At 58.7% G+C, this 16,937-nt stretch carries 17 protein-coding genes; 3 read left to right on the plus strand and 14 right to left on the minus strand.

Features of this window, described 5'->3' with window-relative positions; all coding sequences use genetic code 11:
* Positions 1–27 precede the first annotated feature (27 nt).
* Together PQR63_RS13740 and PQR63_RS13745 are read left to right on the plus strand one after the other, a co-directional pair.
* Complete coding sequence (locus PQR63_RS13740; protein ID WP_408168454.1) at positions 28–1,737, plus strand: LVIVD repeat-containing protein; 1,710 nt, start codon at positions 28–30, stop codon at positions 1,735–1,737.
* A 216-nt stretch (positions 1,738–1,953) separates the two neighbouring features.
* Positions 1,954–2,271 carry a c-type cytochrome gene (locus tag PQR63_RS13745; RefSeq protein WP_408168455.1) on the plus strand — a complete coding sequence of 106 codons (318 nt, stop codon included), beginning with the start codon at positions 1,954–1,956 and terminating at the stop codon, positions 2,269–2,271.
* Positions 2,272–2,431: 160 nt separating this feature from the next.
* Here the strand turns inward: PQR63_RS13745 and PQR63_RS13750 are convergent, their stop codons facing one another.
* Entirely contained in the window at positions 2,432–3,646 is a 1,215-nt protein-coding gene (locus PQR63_RS13750; protein ID WP_408168456.1) for an ABC transporter substrate-binding protein, read from the minus strand.
* A 3-nt stretch (positions 3,647–3,649) separates the two neighbouring features.
* Between PQR63_RS13750 and PQR63_RS13755 the strand changes: the two genes are divergently transcribed.
* Entirely contained in the window at positions 3,650–3,988 is a 339-nt protein-coding gene (locus PQR63_RS13755; protein ID WP_408168457.1) for a hypothetical protein, read from the plus strand.
* A gap of 54 nt (positions 3,989–4,042) precedes the next feature.
* On the opposite strand, the gene PQR63_RS13760 is transcribed toward PQR63_RS13755, so the two are convergent.
* From PQR63_RS13760 to trxA, 13 genes are all read right to left on the minus strand, one after another.
* Complete coding sequence (locus PQR63_RS13760) at positions 4,043–5,431, minus strand: amino acid permease (RefSeq protein WP_408168458.1); 1,389 nt, start codon at positions 5,429–5,431, stop codon at positions 4,043–4,045.
* A 102-nt stretch (positions 5,432–5,533) separates the two neighbouring features.
* A complete protein-coding gene (locus PQR63_RS13765; RefSeq protein ID WP_408168460.1) occupies positions 5,534–6,541 on the minus strand; it encodes an amidohydrolase family protein in 1,008 nt (335 codons plus the stop codon).
* Positions 6,538–7,110, minus strand: coding sequence for a 3-hydroxyanthranilate 3,4-dioxygenase (locus PQR63_RS13770; protein WP_408168461.1), 573 nt, complete (start codon positions 7,108–7,110; stop codon positions 6,538–6,540). Before PQR63_RS13770 ends, PQR63_RS13765 begins: the two co-directional genes overlap by 4 nt.
* A 16-nt stretch (positions 7,111–7,126) precedes the next feature.
* On the minus strand, positions 7,127–7,558 hold the full coding sequence (locus PQR63_RS13775) for a RidA family protein (protein WP_408168463.1): 432 nt from the start codon (positions 7,556–7,558) through the stop codon (positions 7,127–7,129).
* Positions 7,558–8,343: a 2-keto-4-pentenoate hydratase gene (locus PQR63_RS13780; RefSeq protein WP_408168464.1), complete on the minus strand. Its 786-nt coding sequence runs from the start codon at positions 8,341–8,343 to the stop codon at positions 7,558–7,560. Before PQR63_RS13780 ends, PQR63_RS13775 begins: the two co-directional genes overlap by 1 nt.
* Positions 8,340–9,377: a 4-hydroxy-2-oxovalerate aldolase gene (gene dmpG, locus PQR63_RS13785; protein ID WP_408168465.1), complete on the minus strand. Its 1,038-nt coding sequence runs from the start codon at positions 9,375–9,377 to the stop codon at positions 8,340–8,342. Before dmpG ends, PQR63_RS13780 begins: the two co-directional genes overlap by 4 nt.
* 13 nt (positions 9,378–9,390) lie before the next feature.
* Entirely contained in the window at positions 9,391–10,335 is a 945-nt protein-coding gene (locus PQR63_RS13790) for an acetaldehyde dehydrogenase (acetylating) (protein ID WP_408168467.1), read from the minus strand.
* A 22-nt stretch (positions 10,336–10,357) separates the two neighbouring features.
* On the minus strand, positions 10,358–11,140 hold the full coding sequence (gene mhpD / locus PQR63_RS13795) for a 2-keto-4-pentenoate hydratase (RefSeq protein WP_408168468.1): 783 nt from the start codon (positions 11,138–11,140) through the stop codon (positions 10,358–10,360).
* 21 nt (positions 11,141–11,161) lie between these two features.
* Positions 11,162–11,566, minus strand: a complete 405-nt coding sequence (locus PQR63_RS13800; protein ID WP_408168469.1) for a RidA family protein — start codon at positions 11,564–11,566, stop codon at positions 11,162–11,164.
* Between the two features lie 11 nt (positions 11,567–11,577).
* On the minus strand, positions 11,578–13,059 hold the full coding sequence (locus PQR63_RS13805) for a 2-hydroxymuconic semialdehyde dehydrogenase (protein ID WP_408168592.1): 1,482 nt from the start codon (positions 13,057–13,059) through the stop codon (positions 11,578–11,580).
* A gap of 398 nt (positions 13,060–13,457) precedes the next feature.
* A complete protein-coding gene (locus PQR63_RS13810; protein ID WP_408168471.1) occupies positions 13,458–14,444 on the minus strand; it encodes a LysR substrate-binding domain-containing protein in 987 nt (328 codons plus the stop codon).
* A gap of 518 nt (positions 14,445–14,962) precedes the next feature.
* Positions 14,963–16,231 (minus strand): transcription termination factor Rho, encoded by a 1,269-nt coding sequence (rho, locus tag PQR63_RS13815; RefSeq protein ID WP_053196117.1) that lies wholly within the window; start codon positions 16,229–16,231, stop codon positions 14,963–14,965.
* Positions 16,232–16,377: 146 nt separating this feature from the next.
* Positions 16,378–16,704 (minus strand): thioredoxin TrxA, encoded by a 327-nt coding sequence (gene trxA / locus PQR63_RS13820; RefSeq protein WP_094565210.1) that lies wholly within the window; start codon positions 16,702–16,704, stop codon positions 16,378–16,380.
* Between the last annotated feature and the right edge of the window lie 233 nt (positions 16,705–16,937).

Here is a 16,937-nt window from a genome sequence, read left to right on the forward strand (position 1 = left end):
GGAGGTGTTTAAATGAAAGAAGGAGTCATGAAAACAAAATTTTTCCAATTCAGCACGATCGTTGCGTTGTTGGCCGGCGCAGCCGTTATGTCGATGTCTGCCCACGCGCAGCAACCGCGCAGCGGCGTCAACTTGACCGCGCCTGACGCGCCGCAAGGAATACCGCAGCATCCGTTGCTACCGGGTGAGCCGGCTTATCCGGCGCCAGGCACCTGGGGCTATGACAAGGCCACCGGCAAGTTCAAGAGCCCCGACATGGCACCTGACGCCTACGGCGCGCATCCAGTGGAAGGCAGCTTGCCTTATCTGGATCTGAACCAGTACGAAAAGAACGTCAAGGTCGAGAACTTCACGCCTTACGTTGCCGGTGCAGGCCACAGCTGGCAGGCCTCGTTCGACTGGAACGGCCGCCGCTATCTGTACGATTACGAAACCTGGATGTACAACCTGTTCGACATCACCGATCCGCATGACATCAAGGTGGTGCAGCAGAAGACCTTCAACACCCGCGCCGGCGAACATCAGTTCGGCCCGTTCAACGTCAAGTTCAACAAGAAGCTGAACAAGATGATCGCGGTGCAATGCTACGAAATCACACGCTACGGTCTGCTCTCCAACAAGTACACCAAGCCTGACGAAGTCAAGCGCGTACGTGAGCGTCAGATGCTGCGCGGCTTCCGTATTTTCGAAGTGACCAGCCCGCAATGGACCGACTGGAAACTGCTGTCCGAGACCTCGCTCGATCCTTATCACTCGGCGCAACAGCAGCCGCAGGAAGGTTCCGGCTGTCAGGACGTGCCGGTCTATAACGGTGACCAGTACCTGTTCGTCGCCGGCGCACCGGACAACAGCTTCGCCAACCAGGAGTACAAGAACTACCTGTACACCGGCGGCCAGTTGGCATTCGACGTGTCCGATCCAAGCAATCCAAAACGTCTGTCGATGTGGTGGGCGCCTGGTTCGCGTCTCGGTGAAGAAGAGGAATACAAGAAAAATCCTCGCGCCGGCAACAAGACCTCGTGGATGGGTTCGCGCATGCCGCTGTTCATTCCGAAACCGGTTGAGCAGGGCGGTAAATACGGCTACGCAGCGATGGGCGGCTTCGGCTTCTACGTGATCGACATCTCCGATCCGAAGAACATGAAGCAAGTCGCGCACATCGACATGCCTGTCAGCGTGACTGGCACCGAAGGCGACAACATCGACGTCTCCAAGGTCGAGTCGACCGGCATGGTGTACTACAGCGGCTATCCGATGACCGAAGATTGCTACGAACCGCTCAAGGCCATCTACTCGATCGACGTGCGCGATCCGAAGAATCCCAAGATCGTCAACACGCTGCCGACACCTGTGCCGCCGAAGGATGCGCCATTCACCGACTTCTGCCAGCGTCGCGGCAGTTTCGGTCCGAAGCGCAGCGGTTACGCCCAGATCCAGCCAGGTACGCCAAGCCCGCGCTACATGCCGTACTCGTACTACAACGCCGGCATGCAGATGTTTGATGTGAAGGATCCGCTGAACCCGACCATCGCCGCTTACTTCGTGCCGAAGATGATCGACCCGTCGCGTCACACCAAGGATGAACAGACACAATCGATCCGTGCTCTGCCGAATCCGGTGCACAGCATCTTTGTTGAGTGGGATCGTAATCTGGTGTGGGTGTTCTCCAACCACGGTATCTACACGCTGTCGGTGCCACCGCTCGGGAAACCAGTGTTCGGCATGCCGAAGAAATAAGCGCCGGCTCTCAACCTATACGCAAGAAAAAAAGCGTAGCAACCAATGAGGCGGGCGTCATCTTTTTCGATGGGTGACGTCCCGCCGCATGTAGTACGGATCTCTGACCGGATCCGGAGTTAAGGAAGTTCATTCTTTGTCCTTCTCTTGAGCTTGTGCCATTCAGTGTCGAAGCTGAATGGCACTTTTTTTGTTCGTTTTTTCAGGAACCCCATCATGAAGTTTCACTCGATCCTGTTCGTTACCTTGTCGCTGCCGATTCTGTTTTCACCTGTCGCCGGGATGGCGGCATCGGCTGCCGAAGAAAGCTGCCGCGTCTGTCACAAGATGGATAGCAAGCTGATCGGCCCGGCCTTCAATGACGTTGCTGCTCGCTATGGCAAGGACAAGGACGCCATTGCCAAACTCAAGCACAGCATGCTCGAAGGCAGCAGCGGCAAGTGGGGCACGATGGCCATGCCGCCCAACGCCGGGCTGACTGAAGCCGAGGCCGAGCGCTTCGCACACTGGATCATGAGCTTGAACAAGAAATGAGCGTGGATGTGAAATAGAGCAGGAGAGAAGGCAGGAGAGGCAAACACCACAACGCCGTCGTCCTGAAAAAAGTCAGGACCCAGTGTCGTGTCAACCGTTGCCACGACACTGGGTCCCAGCGTGCGCTGGGACGACAGCGAGGGAAGGGTCTATAGAGACTTTACTTCCACAACGAACACTTGGATTCCGCCTTGGTAGTCCAGGCTTGTTCAGCCGGAATAGTCTGTACCACCTTGTAGTAATCCCACGGATACTTCGACTCGGACGGCTTCTTCACTTCCATCAGGTACATGTCATGCACCATGCGGCCATCCGGACGAATGTAGCCGTTCTTGGCGAAGAAGTCGTTGATCTTGGTCTTGTGCATCTGCGCGATGACCTTGTCCGGATCGTCGGTTCCGCTGGCCTTGACCGCATTCAGATACTGCGTCGTCGCTGAGTAATCGGCGGCTTGCAGCATGGAAGGCATGCGCTTCATCTTGGCGAAGTAGCGCTTGGACCAGTCGCGGGTTTCCTGATTCATGTCCCAGTACCAGCCGTCGGTCAGGTACATGCCTTGCGTAACCTGCAGCGTCAGCGCATGCACATCGTTGATGAACATCAGCAGGCCGGCCAGCTTCATGGTCTTGTTGATGCCGAACTCGTTGGCGGCCTTGATCGAGTTGATGGTGTCGCCGCCGGCATTGGCCAGACCCAGGATCTGCGCCTTCGATGCCTGCGCCTGCAGCATGAAGGACGAGAAGTCCGACGCACCCAGCGGATGCTTGACCGCGCCCACCACCGTGCCGCCGTTGGCCTTGACGATATCGGAGGTATCTTTCTCCAGCGATGCGCCGAAGGCATAGTCGGCTGTCAGGAAGTACCAGCTCTTGCCGCCGTTCTTGACGATGGCCGAGCCGGTCCCCTTGGCCAGTGCGACCGTGTCGTAGGCGTAATGGATGGTATAGGGTGTGCATTCTTCATTGGTCAGCCGCGCAGTCGCGCCGCCGACGGCGATGAAGGTCTTTTTCTTTTCGCCGGCCACCTTGGCCATGGCCAGGCTGGTGCCCGAGTTGGTGCCGCCGATCAGCATGTCCACGCCTTGCTGGTCGAACCACTCGCGCGCCTTGGAGGCGGCGATGTCGGCCTTGTTCTGATGGTCGGCTGTGACCAGTTCGATCTTCTTGCCGTTCACCGTGCCGCCGAAGTCGGCAATCGCCATCTTGATCGCTTCGATCCCCCCCTGACCGTCGATGTCGATATAGACGCCCGACAAGTCGGTGATGATACCGATCTTGACCACATCCCCTGAAATCTGCGCTGCCGCCGGTGCGGAAAATCCTCCTGCAAATACGGCGGCCACGGTCGCCGCGATGGCTGTCTTTGTGACGTTCATCTGTTGCTCCTCCTGATTGGTTGTGTCTTTGATGCTGCTGTTGTTATGCCGTCTGATGGACGGTTGCTTTTTTACTGCCCGGTATGGATAAGCCGGTGTGCCGCTTCTTCTACAACATACAACGATACTGCGCTTGCTGGTGAGGCTGGTGACACTGGTGATGAGGCTGATAAGGAAATGCTTGCCGGAGGATCGGCTGCTAGTGTTTTTTTTGCTTGTCTCTACTTTGATTCTTATTTGTTTTTTGCTTCGGTTCTTTTTCATCCTGACCGAAGCGTGCCTGAAATAGTAGTGTCGGAAAAAAACACGGTCAAGCTGTTTCTCCGTGAATGTGAAGAATAAAAAAAGCCGTGAATCGCTTCACGGCTTTTGCACTGTATTGGACTGTTCAAGCACTCAAAGTTTGACGGGTCTGCGGTACCAGATGAAGTAGACCACACTCAGCAAGACCACAAAAGGGATGCCCGAAAGCAAGGTCGCCTTGAACTCATCGGTGAAATACGTCGTCACCATGATCGCGACCATCAGCAATGCGCCCAGCAAAGTCAGACCCGGAAAGCCCCACATGCGGAACGCCAGCGGCCGGCCGCCTTCTTTGCTCCAGCGGCGGCGGAAGCAGTAGTGCGTCACAAAGATCATCAGCCAGGTAAACATCGCACCGAACATCGACACCGACATCATCAGCGTGAACGAGGCCTTCGGATACAGCACGCTCAATGCGGTGGCGATAGCAATGCCGATACACGACAGACCGAGTGCCCGCACCGGTACACCGCGCTTGCTGACCTTGCCGAACTGCGGCGAAGCATAACCGGCGCGCGACAGGCTGAACATCATGCGGGTAGTGATGTAGAGCTGGCTGTTCATGGCCGACAGGGCGGCGATCAGCACCACGAAGTTGATGATGCCGGGTGCACCTGCAACATGGATCGCTTCCATCACCAGCACGAACGGACTCTTGTCGGTACCGGCCGACGACCAGGGCAGGATCGCCAGCATCAACGCCAGAGTCAGCAGATAGAAAATCACCAGGCGGAACATTGCAGCGCGGAAAGCATGCGTAATAGCCTTTTCAGGCTCCTTCGCTTCGCCGGCGGCGACGGCGATCATCTCGATGCTTAGGTAGCTGAAGATCGACACGATCACCGCCACCCAGGTGCCCCAATAACCTTTGGGGAAGAAGCCTCCATGTGCTACATAGTTCTTGAAACCGATGGGGCCATCGACCGGTGCGCCGTAGACAATGTACGCGCCCAGCAGAATGAAGCCGACGATGGCGACGATCTTGATCATCGAGAACCAGTATTCGATGAAGCCGAAGATGTTCACGCTCAGCGCATTGACGATGATCAGTGCGCCCGAAAACAGCACAATCCACAACCACGCGGGCGAACCGGGAAACCAGTACTGCATGTACAGCGCCACCGCCGTGACTTCGGTACCGACCGCCAGCACGATCGACGCCCAGTAGGCATAGCGCACCATGAAGCCGGCCCAGGGGCTGACGTAGTAGCCGGCATAGGCGCCGAACGATCCCGAAGTCGGATGCGCCACCGTCATCTCGGCCAGGCAGCCCATCAGCAGCAGGGCGATGACGGCGCCGATGGCATAGCTGATGAGAACGCTGGGACCGGCGAAACCGATCGCAAAACCGCTACCGAGAAACAGGCCGGTGCCGATCGCGCCGCCAATGGCGATCATCGACATCTGGGCGCTGCTCAAACTGCGTTGCAACCCCTTTTCCTGATCGACAATGCCCTGAAAGTGGTCGCTGCTATGCTGCATGATATGTCTCCTGAAGGTATTCTTTGTGTGGCTGGCAAACACTGTGCCAGCCACTTTTATCGCGCAGCATTATGCACTGCGCTTGTCATGCTGAATTAAAAATCAAATGCCGAAGAACCTGCGCGCATTGCCCGCCAATAGTTGGGCATGCGTGGCTGCGCTGAAGCGGGTGTCGCGGATCAGTTGGCCGACCTGTTGCTCGCCCAGCGGATAGGGATAGTCCGAACCCAGCATCACGCGCTCTTCGCCCATGATGTCGACCAGTAGTTCCAGCGCACGGCTGTCGAACACGGCCGAGTCGACGTGGAAGCGATTGACGTAGGACGACGGCAGGTTGGGGCAGTCCTCGCGGATGATGTCGCGCTCGCGCCAGGCGTTGTCGACTCGGCCCAGCAGGAAGGCGAAGCTGCCGCCACCATGGGCGAAGCAAATCTTCAGCGATTTAGGCAGGCGTTCAAAGGCGCCGGACAGGATCAGCGACAGGATACCGAGCTGGGTTTCCGCCGGCATGGCGACCAGCCACGGCAACATCCATTTTTTCATGCGCTGCTCGCCGCCCATCATGTCCCAGGGATGCACCAGCAGCGGGATATTTTCATTGGCGCAATGTGTCAGGAAGGCCAGCATGTCGGCGTCATCCAGATCCTTGCTGCCGAGGTGATTACCGATCTGCACGCCGATGTGGCCGATGCTTTTTGCGCGCGAGGCTTCCAGGCAGGCCGCATCGATGTTCTGCAGCGGCACCTGTGCCAGCGTCTTCAGACGCTTGGGGTCATGCGCACACAGTTCGATGGCGTAGTCGTTCATGCGTTGCGCCCACGGCAAGGCTTGTTCCACCGGATAGCTGTAGCCGAACATCACCGGCGTGGCGCACATGATTTGCAGGTCGACGCCTGCCTTGTCCATTTCAGCGATGCGGCGCGCCGGATCCCATAGCGCGGAATACACCGGACGGAACGGCTTGCTGCCGGTCATGATCATGCCGTGTTCGTTGTCTTTGACTTGCAGCCAGGGCGCGGCGTGCGGATCGAGTGCTGCAGCTTCGGCCTGGGTAATCGGCGGGAAAAAGTGCGAGTGAATATCGATCACTTGCGGTTGTGTATTGCTCAAGGTTTCGCCCCTTGTTGTGTTGTTGACGATGGCAGCACCGCGCCGTGCGCGTGCTTGCCCGGATGCGTGGCGCCGCAGTGTTTGCAGAGGCGCAGACTGGCGTCGCCGTAAAAGCGCTCAAACAGCGGCGGCAGGTCGGCCACGATGCTCTTCAATTGCACCTCGACGCGATACACCAGGTGGTTGCATTGCAGGCAATACCACTCGAAACCGTCGGTCACGCCTTCCGGGCGCTGGCGCTCGATAACCATGCAGCGGCTTTCCGGCTCCGGGCGTTGCGGCGAATGGCGCACATGCGGCGGCAGCAGGAAGATGTCGCCTTCCTTGAGGTCGACACGTTCCACCTTGCCGTTGTCCATGATGTTCAAATAGGCGTTGCCCTTGAACTGGTAGAAGAATTCTTCCAGCGGATCGTCGTGGAAATCGGTGCGCTGATTCGGGCCGCCGACCACGGTCACGATGAAGTCGGCGTCTTGCCAGACTTGCTGGTTGCCGACCGGTGGCTTGAGGCGATCTGCGTGATCGTCCAGCCATTTCTTAAAGTTCAGCGGCATGCCATAGGTAAACATGCTGTCTCCTCAGTTGTTATTTGGGTTTGTAGGCAATCGCCTTGATTTCTATCAACAGATGCGGGTGCGGCAATTGATGAACCGCCACCGTTGTGCGTGTAGGACCATCGTAATCGAAGTATTCCCCGTATACCTCGTTATAACCGCCGAAGTCGTTCATGTTGACGAGGAAAGTCGAGATTTCAACGACGTCCGACAACTCGGCGCCGACGCTGTGGAGGATGCCGCGGATATTCTCGATCACGGCGCGTGTCTGCGCTTTGATGTCGAGTGTGGTGGTGCCCAACTCGTCGACTTCCACGCCTTCGAAACTATTGTCAGGGAGGCGCGAACTGGTGCCGGAAACGAACAGAAAATCGCCGGCGCGTTTGACGTGCGGAAATTTACCGCGCGGCAGCGCCTTTCCTTCGACCAGCTTGGCTTGGGTGTTGAGGGTGAGTTGATTCATCATTGTTTCCCGGTAAAAAATTCGACCCGGCCCAGGCCGCCGATGTCGGTGCTGACATGCAAACCGGGGCGCAAGGCTTCGGCCGCTGTCGCCGCACCAGCCATGATCAACGAGCCGGCCGGCAGCGACATCTCTGCCGCGGCAAGCAATTGCGATGCCTGCACGATGCTGCGCAGCGGATTGCCGAGGATGGCGCCGGTACTGCCGAGCTGCACCGCATGGCCGTTGAAACGCATGGCGACGCCGCGGTTGCTCAGTGAGCGCAAGTCGCGCACGTCGTCGGAAAACGCACCGACGATCAGACCTGCGGACGAGCAGTTATCGGCCACCACGTCTTCCAGCGTGAACTTGAAATTGCGGTAGCGCGAGTCGATGATTTCCATCGCCGGTGCCACAGCTTCCAGATAGTTGCCTGCTTCAAGCAGCGTCAGCGGACGATCAATCACTTTGCTGGTCAGGAAGCAGACTTCCGGTTCGACGCGCGGATGAATGAAGTCGCCGAGATCGACCACGCCGCCTTCTTCGCGGAGCATGGCGTCGGTCAGCAGACCCCAGATCAGGCTGTCGACGCCCATCTGGATCATCTTGGCGCGGCTGGTGAAGCCGAGCTTGATGCCGATCGGTTTCTCGCCGCGCGCATGGCGCTGGGCGATGGAGGCGCGTTGAATATGGTAGGCCTGATCCAGCGAGAAGGCATGCTTGGGCGTCAAGGGATCGACTTCATGGCGATCGCGCGCGGCAGCGTCGAGCGTGGTCGCGAGTGCTTGCAGACTGGCCGCGCTCATGCCGCCACCTTGGCGGTTTTGCGTTGCTCCAGCAGGTCCAGCGCAACGTCGACGATCATGTCTTCCTGACCGCCGACCATGCGGCGGCGGCCCAGTTCAACCAGGATGTCGACGGCAGCGATGCCGTAGCGTTTCGCCGCTGCTTCCGCGTGACGCAGGAAGCTGGAATACACGCCGGCATAACCGAGCGCCAGCGTCTCGCGATCCACGCGCACCGGACGGTCTTGCAGCGGGCGCACCAGATCGTCGGCGGCGTTCATCAGCGTGAATAATTCGGTGCCGTGCTTGTAGCCCAGACGGTCGACGGCGGCGATGAATACTTCCAGCGGTGCATTGCCCGCGCCTGCGCCCATGCCGGCCAGCGAAGCATCGACACGGTCGCAGCCATGCTCCACCGCGATGATGGAGTTGGCCACGCCCAGCGATAGATTGTGATGGGCGTGCATGCCGGTTTCGGTTTCGGGTTTGAGCGTGTCCTTGAATGCTTTGAAGCGGTCGGCGACGTCGCGCATCGACAGGGCGCCGCCGGAGTCGACCACGTACACGCACTGCGCGCCGTAGGATTCCATCAGCTTGGCTTGTTGCGCCAAAGCAGCCGGCGTTGTCATGTGCGACATCATCAAAAAGCCGACGGTGTCCATGCCCAGTTTGCGTGCATGTTCGATGTGCTGTTTCGAGACGTCTGCTTCGGTGCAGTGTGTCGCCACGCGCACGGTACGCGCACCGGCGGAATACGCGGCGTCGAGGTCGTGCACGGTGCCAATACCGGGAATCAGCAAGGTCGCCACGCGTGCATGTTGCAGCACGCCGGCCACGGCTTCGATCCACTCGAGATCGGTGTGCGCGCCGAAGCCGTAGTTGAAGCTCGATCCACACAGGCCGTCGCCGTGGGCGACTTCAATGCTGTCGACTTTGGCGGCGTCGAGTTCTTTCGCGATGGCGACCGCGTGTTCCAGCGAATACTGATGGCGGATGGCGTGCATGCCGTCGCGCAGCGTAACGTCGGAGATATAAATTTTCTTTTCGGTTTGCATGAGCGTAATTTCCTTAATTCGCCAGGCGCGCGGCGATGTTCTCGGCGGCGGCCATGGCGGCCGAGGTCATGATGTCGAGGTTGCCGGCGTAAGCGGGCAGATAGTGCGCCGCGCCTTCGACTTCGAGGAACACCGATACCTTGAGGCCGCCGACTTTACCTAGACCCGGGATGTTGATCGGCTGATCGGGCGGGATGCGGTCGAACTGCACTTGCTGCTTCAGACGATAGCCGGGCACATAGGCGGCGACGTCGGCCACCATTTTTTCGATGGAGGCACGTATCTCGTCTTCATTGGCGCTGGCGTCGGCCAGGCAGAACACGGTGTCGCGCATGATCAGCGGCGGTTCGGCCGGGTTCATGATGATGATGGCTTTGCCGCGAGCGGCGCCGCCGACGCTGACGATGGCTTTCGAGGTGGTCTCGGTGAATTCGTCGATGTTGGCGCGGGTGCCGGGACCGGCGGACTTGCTGGCGATGGACGCCACGATCTCGGCGTAATGCACGGTCGCCACACGCGACACGGCGCGCACCACGGGGATGGTCGCCTGGCCGCCGCAGGTGACCATGTTGATGTTGGGGCTGTCGAGATGTTCTTGCAGATTGACCACCGGAATCACGTAAGGGCCGATGGCGGCCGGTGTCAGATCGATGACCTGGATGCCGTGTTCTTGCAGAATGCGGTTATGTTCGGCGTGGGCGCCGGCGGAGGTGGCGTCGAACGCGATCTTGATCTTGCCGAAACCCGGCAATCTGGTTAGGCCCTGCACGCCTTCATGGGTGGTCGTCACGCCCATGCGGGCGGCGCGGGCCAGACCGTCGGAGGACGGATCGATGCCGACCATGGCGCCCATGTTCAGATGCTTTGAATTGCGCAAGACCTTGATCATCAGGTCGGTACCGATATTGCCGGAACCGATGATGGCGACGTCGACGCGCTGCGTGTTTTCTGTGCTCATGCTGCTTCCTTAAATGTTGCCGTTATTCCGAAAAGAGCGCGCTGACGCGGCCGAGTCCTTCGATCTGCGCATCGAACACGTCGCCGGCGGCGGCCACCACCATCGGGCCGAGCGCGCCGGTCATGATGATGTCGCCCGGCTGCAACGGATTACCCACACGCGCCATGACGTCGGCCAGCCAGACGGCGGCGTTGAGTGGATTGCCGAGGCAGGCGGCGCCGGCGCCGATCGACACCTGATCGCCGCGGCGTTCCATCAGCATGCCGCAGTTGACGATGTCGAAATCAGCCAGCTTGACCGGACGCGAGCCGAGCACGAACAGGCCGCTGGAAGCGTTGTCGGCAATCGTGTCGGTCAGGCGGATGTCCCAGCCGGCGACGCGGCTGCCGACGATTTCCAATGCCGGGAGTGCGTAGGCGGTGGCGTTGATGATGTCGGCCACGGTGTGCTTGGCGTGGTTCAGCGGGCGTTCGATGACGAGGGCGATTTCCGCTTCGATCTTGGGTTGCAGGATGCGCGCGATGTCGATGGCTTCGCCGTCGGCCACGCACATGTCGGCAAACAGCATGCCGAAGTCGGGTTGATCGACGCCGAGTTGTTTTTGCACGGCCTTGGAGGTCAGGCCGATCTTGCGGCCGACCAGACGGCGGCCCTGCGCGATCCAGCGGTCGGTATTGCGTTGCTGAATGGCGTAGGCGGTATCGATGTCGCTGGTGCCGATCAGATCGCGCACGGGATCGCAGGGCTGCGCGGTTGCATGCGCTTGCCACAGGCGTTCTGCGGCTTGTTCGATTACGTTTGTCATAGGTTGATCTTCAAAGAGTCCTCAGGATTGGACGAAGGAAAATTCGATTTCGACGGTAGCGCCCAGCGGCAGCGCGGTGACGCCGACCGTGGTGCGCGCCGGGGGGATGACTTCGGCGGTAAATACTTCTTCCCACGCGGCGTTGATCTCGGCGAAGGCGTCGAAGCGCGTGGTGAAGATGCGCGCAATCAGCAGGTCGTCCAGCGTGACGTCGTAGTCAGGCATGGCCTTCTTGAGGTTGGCGAGAATGACGCGCGTCTCCGCGGCCGGGCCGCCTTCAGCGAGCTTGCCGGTGGCGGCGTCGAGCGCCACCATGCCGGACACTTGCACCACCGGGCCGATTTGCACGCAAGGGCTGTAACGGAAGCGCGGTGCGGGGATGGCGTCGGACTGGATGCAGACGCGGTTGTTCCTGGTCGTATTCATCGCGGCCTCGCTCACAGCTTGATGCAGATGTTGGTGACTTCCGAGTAGAAGTCCAGCGAATAGCGGCCGCCTTCGCGTCCCAGCCCCGATTGCTTGACGCCGCCGAAGGGCGTGCGCAGGTCGCGCAGATACCAGGTGTTGACCCAGACCAGTCCGGCTTCGATCTGCGGCGCAACGCGGTGCGCGCGTTTGAGATCAGAAGTCCAGATGGCGCAGGTGAGGCCGTAGTCGCTGTCGTTGATACGACCAATGACTTCGTCTTCTCGGTCGAACGGCGCGATGTGGCAGACCGGGCCAAAAATTTCTTCCGTCACGCAACGCGCATCGTCGGGCAGGCCGGTCCAGATGGTCGGCTGCACATAGGCGCCGTCGTCACGCTCGTCGTTGAACGTCGGGATCCCGCCGCCGGCCACCACGGTCGCGCCTTCTTCAACGGCAAGGCGGTAATAGGACAACACCTTGTCGCGGTGACCATGCGAGATCAGCGGGCCCATGTCGACGTTGTCTTCAGCGGGATAGCCGATTTTCAGCGCTTGTGTCTTCTCTTTCATTGCGGCGACAAAACGATCGAAGATGGATCGTTCGACATAGACACGTTCCGAGCACAGGCAGACCTGGCCGGAGTTGGTGAAGGACGAACGCATCACGCCGGCAACGGCGGCATCGAAGTCGGCGTCGGCAAATACCACGGCCGCATTCTTGCCGCCCAGTTCGAAGGAGACTTCCTTCATGCCGTCGGCGACTGCCTTCATGATGGTGCTGCCGGTTTTCGATTCGCCGGTGAAGGTGATGGCGTCGATGTCCGGATGGCGCGTGAGGAATTCACCAGCCGAGTTGCCGCCGAAGCCGTGGATCAGATTGAATACGCCCGGCGGCACGCCTGCGTCTCGGATCACTTCGGCCAGCAGCGTTGCGGAGGAGGGTGATTCTTCCGATGGTTTGGCGACGACGGTGTTGCCGCAAGCCAGTGCGGGAGCGACTTTCCAGGTGAACAACAGCAGCGGCAGATTCCACGGCGAGATGATGCCGACCACGCCCAGCGGTTTGCGCACAGTGTAGTTGAGGGCGCCGAGACCGTCCGCGCTTTCGCTCTGGAACAGGTCGGTGTTGGCGGTCTTGGCCAGATCAGCGAAGGTGCGGAAATTGGCGATGCCGCGGGCGACGTCAAGCGTACGCGCCTGATGCACCGGACGACCGGTGTCGGCGACTTCGGCCGCGACGAATTCGTCGAAGCGCGCCTGGATGCCGTCGGCGATCTTGTGCAGCATGGCTGCGCGTTCGGATACGGCCATGCGGCCCCATGGGCCATGCAACGCGGCTTGTGCAGCCTTGACGGCGGCGTCGACGTTGTTCGCATCAGCTTCGCAGACGTCGGCGATGTGCTTGCCGTCGACCGGCGAAATGTTGCGGAAGGTCTTGGCGCTGGCGACAAACTCGCCATTGATGAAGTGTCGTAACTGCGGACGCAGGTGTACAGATGATGTCGAATTCAAAGAACTCACGAGCGGGTCTCCCGATATAAAAGCGTGCTGGACCGGCAGCCGAAGTTGTCGTGACGATCCCGTCTCCTTGTTCTGATGAAAAGGCGAAGGTGGGCGTGTGGATGACTTCTGTCTACTTGTATTTGCGCCGGTTTTTCTTATCGTTTTGACCGTTAGCGCAGGCTTGCCGGATCACTTGTTGAGGCTAGTATAGGGAGAGCCAGATATGAAACATAATGAAAAAACAGGACTTTAGTATTCCATGAATTTATGGCTGGGAGGTGCGGCGAGGATGGGGGTTATCTGTTGATAACACGCGTCAAATAGCGGCTATTTGTATAGATTATGACGAGTAGGCCGGGATCGTAAGGATGCGTTCGGCCTGCCATGGAAGCTAATTTTCCAGGAATTTAATACTCGGCGGCAGTCTCTTTGAGGCACTTGATAAATGCCTGTGCAGCGGGTGTCGGTTCACGGTCGGTACGGATGGAATAACCGATATCGCCGAAGTCGCCAAGGTCACCCAGTTCGAGGATGGAAAGCAGGTTGAGATTGGCAAAATGCTGGGCAACCGCACGTGGCATCAGCGAGATCGAAGGCGAATCCTGCATCAGGCCGATATTGGTCAGCACCGACAGCGATTCCACCACGTTGGTCGGAATACTGAGACCGGCATCGAGAAACAGATGTTCGGCAGTCAGTCGCGCCGGCGACACTTGTAGCGGAAAAATCCACGGCCAGTCCAGCAGGTCGGATAACTGGATATCCATGCGCTTGGCCAGCGGATGTTTGCAGCCGACCACGGCGCACAGCGCTTCGCGGTACAACACGCTATGTTCGAAGGCATACATGCGCGCCAGCGGCAGGTCGCGTTCCGGCAGGCGGCCGACGACGATGTCGAGTTCGCCGGTCGCCAGCGCGGGAAACAGTTGATCGGTCGGGCCGTCGCGCACGGTGACCAGTACGCCGGGGCGCTGATGTTTGAGACGCGTGATCGCCTGCGGCAGCAGACGTGCCGACGCCGAGATCACGGTGCCGATGATGACGTGGCCGCTGTCGCCGGTGCGGAAGGTATTGAGTTCGTCGGTCAGGTAGCGCAGCTCGGCGATCACGGTCTTGACGCGCGTGCCGAGCAGGGTGCCGTAGCAGGTCGGCGTGACGCCGCGATTGGTGCGCTCAAACAGCGGCACGTCGAGATCGGCTTCCAGTTCCTGGATGGCTTTGGTGACGGCGGGCTGGGTCAGATTGAGTTCGCGCGCGGCGCGGGCGATGGACGATGAACTGAGCACACGCTCAAAAATCAGCAGCGGCTTCAGCTTGAGGCGGCGCAGCATGACGTCGGTTAACGGAATATTGGGGCGCGGATTGTTGGCGCCGCCGGTCTTTGCATCGGACATCGTTGTCTCCCTGCCGGTGCGGTCACGCATCGTTCCGGACAGTCTTGTTAATAGCTCGGCATTCCGGCGGAATGCTCGGTCACCGGTCATGCAAGAGGTATGCCATTGCGGCACCGCCTGTCATTGTCTGCCGGTGAATTTAGTCGAGACAGTTTACTGTATTCGCGGTGTGTGTCCGCTATAAAAAATGTAAAGACGAAATGAAGAGGTGTTGTTCGTCACGCTTAATCATGACGTCTTGATATCACCGTCGTCCTGACGAAAGTCAGGATCCAGCGTCGTATTGCATGTCGTATTGCACATGTCATATTGCACATTGTCACGACACTGGATCCCAGCGTTCGCTGGGACGACGGAGGTGAATGGATGGCGATCCGATTAAACGGTCGCACATATAGCGCGGGCATAAAAAAATCCGCCGGATTGCTCGGACGGATTTTTGAAGAATCGCTTACTTCGAAAGTGGCTAACACGGCGTCGCTGGCAAGGCGTTGCAACGTTGCCAGCGACGTTGGTCTTTATCTTTCGCTGCCGCGACGCATCATGTCGAAGAACTCTGCGTTGTTCTTGGTCGACTTCATCTTGTCGAGGATGAATTCCATCGCTTCGATTTCGTCCATGTCGTACATCAGCTTGCGCAGGACCCAGATCTTTTGCAGCTGGTCTGGCTTGATCAGCAGTTCTTCGCGGCGTGTGCCGGACTTGCTGAGGTTGATCGCCGGGTAGACGCGCTTCTCGGCGAGGCGGCGTTCCAGATGGACTTCCATGTTGCCGGTGCCCTTGAATTCTTCGTAGATCACGTCATCCATACGGCTGCCGGTTTCGATCAGCGCGGTAGCGATGATGGTCAGCGAACCGCCTTCTTCGACGTTACGCGCAGCACCGAAGAAACGCTTTGGACGTTGCAGTGCGTTGGCGTCGACACCGCCGGTCAGGACCTTGCCCGAGGCCGGGATCACGGTGTTGTAAGCGCGTGCCAGACGGGTGATCGAGTCCAGCAGGATGACCACGTCTTTTTTCATTTCGACCAGGCGCTTGGCTTTTTCCAGCACCATTTCGGCGACCTGCACGTGACGCGTTGCCGGTTCGTCGAAGGTCGATGCGACGACTTCGCCACGCACCGAGCGCTGCATTTCGGTCACTTCTTCCGGACGTTCGTCGATCAGCAGGACGATCATCACGGTGTCGGGATGGTTGGTGGTGATCGCGTGGGCAATGTGTTGCAGCATGACCGATTTACCGGACTTTGGCGACGCCACCAGCAGACCACGCTGACCGCGGCCGATAGGCGCGATCAGATCGATGATGCGGCCTGTGATGTTTTCTTCGCCGCGCATTTCGCGCTCCAGCTGCATGATCTTGTTCGGATGCAGTGGCGTCAGATTTTCAAACAGGATGCGGTGCTTGGAGGCTTCCGGCGCTTCGCCGTTGACCTTGTCGACCTTGACCAGCGCGAAGTAGCGCTCGCCGTCTTTTGGTGTTCGTACTTCGCCTTCGATGGAATCGCCGGTGTGCAGATTGAAGCGGCGGATTTGTGAGGGCGAGATGTAAATGTCGTCTGTGGACGCCATGTAGCTGGCGTCGGGCGAGCGCAGGAAGCCGAAGCCGTCAGGCAGGACTTCAAGGGCGCCATCGCCAAAAATCTGTTCTCCTGATTTTGCGCGTTTCTTGAGGATCGCGAACATCAGTTCTTGTTTGCGCAGGCGCGCTGCGTTATCGATGTCCAGGCCAATTGCCATTTCAAGCAATGCGGAGACGTGTAACGCCTTTAATTCTGATAAGTGCATATGAGTGTCCCGAGACGGGAATAGTAAAAGGTGGGGGAGGGAGTTGCGTGGTGTGTGTAAATTAAAGAACAGGCTTACAAGCTACGTTCAGGCTGCCGGTAAGCACAACAAGCGGCGATACGAGCGTATCGCCGCCTTGAATCTTCTTAGATATTGCTGTCGATGAACGAAGTCAGCTGGCCCTTGGCCAAAGCACCGACTTTTTGCGCCGCTGCCGCACCGTTCTTGAACAGGATCAGCGTCGGAATGCCGCGGATACCGAACTTGGCTGGAACAGCCTGGTTCGAATCGACGTCCAGCTTCATGATTTGCAGCTTGCCGTCATATTCTTTGGCGACTTCTTCCAGAATTGGCGCAATCGCTTTGCAAGGTCCGCACCATTCAGCCCAGAAGTCCACCAGGACTGGCTTGTCGGATTTCAAAACGTCAGCTTCAAAAGATGCGTCGGAGATATGTTTGATGTTTTCGCTCATGGTATTTCCTCGATATGAGGGATATATAAGTAGTCAAATAGCGCCGTGGGAACATACCGCATGCTTGGCGTATGCCATCAACGCTTCCAGAATTGCCTCATTGCTTACTAGGTGCTTATCAAGTAAGTGCTCAAAGCAGATGGAGTCGTTGCGCCCTAATTCAAGTTGTTTTGAAGTGCGGCAGCGGGTAATCGGCGGGGTACGGAGGCAATCATAACCCATTTTCGAAAAAA

The organism is Herbaspirillum rhizosphaerae, assembly GCF_046025915.1.
GTDB classification, from domain to species: Bacteria; Pseudomonadota; Gammaproteobacteria; order Burkholderiales; family Burkholderiaceae_D; genus Herbaspirillum; species Herbaspirillum rhizosphaerae_A.

Excerpts from the sequence above, each read along its gene's own strand:
- PQR63_RS13790 (WP_408168467.1), bottom strand. The coding sequence starts at position 10,335 with ATGAGCACAGAAAACACGCAGCGCGTCGACGTCGCCATCATCGGTTCC.
- PQR63_RS13780 (WP_408168464.1), bottom strand. The coding sequence starts at position 8,343 with ATGAGCGCGGCCAGTCTGCAAGCACTCGCGACCACGCTCGACGCTGCC.
- rho (WP_053196117.1), bottom strand. The coding sequence starts at position 16,231 with ATGCACTTATCAGAATTAAAGGCGTTACACGTCTCCGCATTGCTTGAA.
- mhpD (WP_408168468.1), bottom strand. The coding sequence starts at position 11,140 with ATGACAAACGTAATCGAACAAGCCGCAGAACGCCTGTGGCAAGCGCAT.
- PQR63_RS13745 (WP_408168455.1), top strand. The coding sequence starts at position 1,954 with ATGAAGTTTCACTCGATCCTGTTCGTTACCTTGTCGCTGCCGATTCTG.
- PQR63_RS13775 (WP_408168463.1), bottom strand. The coding sequence starts at position 7,558 with ATGAATCAACTCACCCTCAACACCCAAGCCAAGCTGGTCGAAGGAAAG.
- PQR63_RS13740 (WP_408168454.1), top strand. The coding sequence starts at position 28 with ATGAAAACAAAATTTTTCCAATTCAGCACGATCGTTGCGTTGTTGGCC.
- trxA (WP_094565210.1), bottom strand. The coding sequence starts at position 16,704 with ATGAGCGAAAACATCAAACATATCTCCGACGCATCTTTTGAAGCTGAC.
- dmpG (WP_408168465.1), bottom strand. The coding sequence starts at position 9,377 with ATGCAAACCGAAAAGAAAATTTATATCTCCGACGTTACGCTGCGCGAC.
- PQR63_RS13770 (WP_408168461.1), bottom strand. The coding sequence starts at position 7,110 with ATGTTTACCTATGGCATGCCGCTGAACTTTAAGAAATGGCTGGACGAT.
- PQR63_RS13750 (WP_408168456.1), bottom strand. The coding sequence starts at position 3,646 with ATGAACGTCACAAAGACAGCCATCGCGGCGACCGTGGCCGCCGTATTT.
- PQR63_RS13810 (WP_408168471.1), bottom strand. The coding sequence starts at position 14,444 with ATGTCCGATGCAAAGACCGGCGGCGCCAACAATCCGCGCCCCAATATT.
- PQR63_RS13800 (WP_408168469.1), bottom strand. The coding sequence starts at position 11,566 with ATGAATACGACCAGGAACAACCGCGTCTGCATCCAGTCCGACGCCATC.
- PQR63_RS13760 (WP_408168458.1), bottom strand. The coding sequence starts at position 5,431 with ATGCAGCATAGCAGCGACCACTTTCAGGGCATTGTCGATCAGGAAAAG.